This is a genomic window from Faecousia intestinalis, from assembly GCF_040096185.1.
Taxonomy (GTDB): domain Bacteria; phylum Bacillota; class Clostridia; order Oscillospirales; family Oscillospiraceae; genus JAZOXB01.
Window position 1 is genome coordinate 1 of record NZ_JBBMFF010000104.1, and the last position, 3170, is coordinate 3170.

The window sequence follows — 3170 nt, forward strand, 5'->3', positions numbered from 1 at the left end:
GCTCACTACCCGCAAGGGGCACGCCGCATCCGTAAGGCGGCAAAGCCGCCAACGGCTGCGCAGTGAGCGCCGCTACAAAGTTGTAATCAAATCAATTGGATCATTTTGAAATTCACCATACAGGAGTCTTTTCGGGAATGAACATTGTTATCATCGGAGCCGGCAAGATCGGCGCGACGCTGACGGAGCAGCTGCTCCGCGAGGGTCACGAGATCACCGTCGTCGACACGCGCACTGCTGCGCTCGACGCCATCGGCAACACGCTCGACGTCATGACCGTCGAGGGCAACGGCATCAGCATGGACACGCAGGTGGAGGCCGGCGTGCCCTCTGCCGATCTTGTCATCGCCGTGATGTCCACGGACGAACAGAACCTGCTCTCGTGCCTCATTGCCAAGCGCCTCGGTGTGGGCAACACGATCGCCCGCGTGCGCAACCCGGAATATACGAGCGGGCTGCATCTCATTCAGGACGACCTCGGGCTGAGCATGGCGCTCAACCCGGAGCTGGCCAGCGCCACGGAGATCGCGCGCATCCTGCGCGCCCCGGCCTCCATCAAGATCGACACGTTCTCGAAGGGCCGCGTGGAGCTGCACAAGATGCGTATCGACCCCGGCTCCATGCTCGACGGCATGAAGCTCTCCGACCTCGGCCGCCTGCAGTCCGGCGCGCTTGTGTGCGTTGTGGAGCGCGGGCAGCACGAGGTGTACATCCCCGACGGCAGCTTCACCCTGCTGGCGGGCGACCGCATCAGCGTGGTGGCAAGTCCGAAGCTCGCCGCAAAATTCTTCCACAAGATCGGTGTGCAGACGAACCCCGTCAAGCGCGTGATGCTGCTCGGCGGCGGGCGCATCTCCTACTACCTCGCGCGGCAGATGCTGGACTTCGGCGCGAGCGTGAAGATCATCGAGTCCAGCGCCGCCGTGTGCGACTCGCTGGCAGAGCGCCTGCCCGAGGCCACGATCATCCACGGAGACGGCACGAGTGAGCAGCTGCTCGCCGAGGAGGGCATTGCAAAGATGGACGCCGTGGCCTCGCTGACGGGCATCGATGAGGAAAACGTGCTGATGAGCCTCTATGCCCGCAGCGTCTCGAGCGCGAAGATCGTCACGAAAATCAACCGCACGACATTCTCCCACATCATCAAGGGCATGGACCTCGGAAGCGTGTTCCACCCCCGCTATATCGCGGCCGACCACATCGTCCGCTACGTCCGCGCCATGCAGAACTCGCTCGGCTCGAACGTCGAGACGCTCTATAAGATCGTCGGCAACAAGGCCGAGGCACTGGAGTTCCGCGCCACGGAGAAATCCGCCGTCTGCGGCAGGCCGCTCATGGAGCTGCCCACGCGGCCGAACCTGCTCATCGGGGCCATCAACCGCGAAGGCCGGATCATCACCCCCGGCGGCCGCGACACCATCGAGCCGGGCGACACCGTCGTCGTCGTGACGGCGGCGACGGGTCTGGACGATCTGGACGACATTCTGGACAAGCGGAGAGTGAAAGCATGAATTACCGCATGATCCTCTCCCTGCTGGGCGACGTGCTGCTGGTCATCGGGGCCTTCCTGCTGCTGCCGTGCATTGTCGCCGTGATCTACGGCGAGCCGGAGCTGTGGGTCCTGCTTGCCACGGCCGCAGGCAGCGGCCTGCTCGGCGGGCTTTTTATCCTGCTGCGGCCGAAGCGCCGCCGTGAGCTGCACGCGCGTGACGGCTTCGTGATGGTCGCGCTGAGCTGGATCCTCATCTCGCTCGTCGGCGCGATCCCGTTTACGGTCTCCGGGGCGATCCCGTCGTATCTCGACGCCGTGTTCGAGACCATGTCCGGCTTTACGACGACCGGTGCAAGCATCCTCCGCGCCGTGGAGGATCTGCCGAAGTGCCTGCTGTTCTGGCGCAGCTTCACCCACTGGCTCGGCGGCATGGGCGTGCTCGTATTCATGCTGGCCATCGTGCCGCTGTCCGGCGAGAGCATCTATCTGCTGCGGGCCGAGTCCCCCGGCCCTTCCGTCAGCAAGATGGTGCCGAAGATGCGCACGTCCGCCGCGATCCTCTATGCCATCTACTGCGCCATGACGCTGCTGCAGATCCTGTTCTACCGGCTGGGCGTGCTGTTCGGCTGGGGCGAGATGACGTGGTTCGACAGCCTGTGCCTTGCCTTCGGCACGGCCGGTACGGGCGGCTTTTCCGTGCGCAACAGCGGCCTTGCGGACTACTCGGCCTACCTGCAGGCCGTGACGACGGTGTTCATGGTCCTGTTCGGCGTGAATTTCTCGGTGTATTTCTTCCTGCTGCGCCGCCGCTTCAGGCTCGCGTGGCACAACAGCGAAGTGCGCTGGTACTTTATCATCATTTTCGGGGCCATCGTCCTCATCAGTGCCAACCTGCTGCTCACGGGCGGGTTCTTCCCCACCGTGTTCCAGACGATCCACCATGTGGCCTTCTCCGTCGGCTCCGTCATCACGACGACGGGCTTCGGCACGGCGGATTTTGCGAAATGGCCGGAATTTTCCAAGACCGTGCTGCTCATCCTAATGGCCATCGGCGCGTGCGCCGGGTCGACGGGCGGCGGCATTAAGGTCAGCCGCGTGCTCATTCTGGCCAAGACGGCCCGCGCCGAGACGCGCCACCTGCTGCACCCCCACTCCGTGGAGGTCATGACGATGGACGGCAAACGCGTGAGCAGCGAGGTCATCCGCGGCACAATGGCGTTCTTTATCTGCTATGCCGCCATTGCCGTCGTGTCCATTCTGCTGGTCTCGCTCGATAACTTCGGGGCCGAGACGAGCGTGACATCCGTGTTCGCCACGCTGAACAACATCGGCCCGGGCCTGAGCCTCGAGGTCGGCCCGTTCGGCAGCTATGCGAACTTCTCCGCCCTGTCGAAGGTCGTGCTGACGCTCGACATGCTCCTCGGGCGGCTGGAGCTGTTCCCCGTGCTGCTGCTCCTCAGCCCCGCAACATGGCGGAAGCATTAAAGGCCAAATGTAGGGGCGAGGCATGCCTCGCCCGTCCGCGAAGCGGCATAAGGACGGCCCATTCGGTGCAGGGCACCATTGTCAGCGCCGCGCTCCCAGATTTGTCATTGCGAGGCCTGCGCGAAAAGAGCGCCTTGAGATCATATTTGAAAACAATTTCGGCTGTGTGCGCAGGCGTAATTTTGACGGATCT

At 63.6% G+C, this 3170-nt stretch carries 2 protein-coding genes; both read left to right on the forward strand.

The window, feature by feature from the left end:
• Positions 1-137: 137 nt before the first annotated feature.
• Positions 138-1511 (forward strand): Trk system potassium transporter TrkA, encoded by a 1374-nt coding sequence (trkA, locus tag WMO66_RS01830; RefSeq protein WP_349134707.1) that lies wholly within the window; start codon positions 138-140, stop codon positions 1509-1511.
• Positions 1508-2977 carry a TrkH family potassium uptake protein gene (locus WMO66_RS01835; protein WP_349134708.1) on the forward strand — a complete coding sequence of 490 codons (1470 nt, stop codon included), beginning with the start codon at positions 1508-1510 and terminating at the stop codon, positions 2975-2977. The genes trkA and WMO66_RS01835 overlap by 4 nt, the downstream gene beginning before the upstream one ends.
• Positions 2978-3170: the final 193 nt, after the last annotated feature.

Bases quoted from the DNA above. Each gene is read 5' to 3' on its own strand.
- WMO66_RS01835 (WP_349134708.1), top strand. From the start codon at position 1,508: ATGAATTACCGCATGATCCTCTCCCTGCTGGGCGACGTGCTGCTGGTC.
- trkA (WP_349134707.1), top strand. From the start codon at position 138: ATGAACATTGTTATCATCGGAGCCGGCAAGATCGGCGCGACGCTGACG.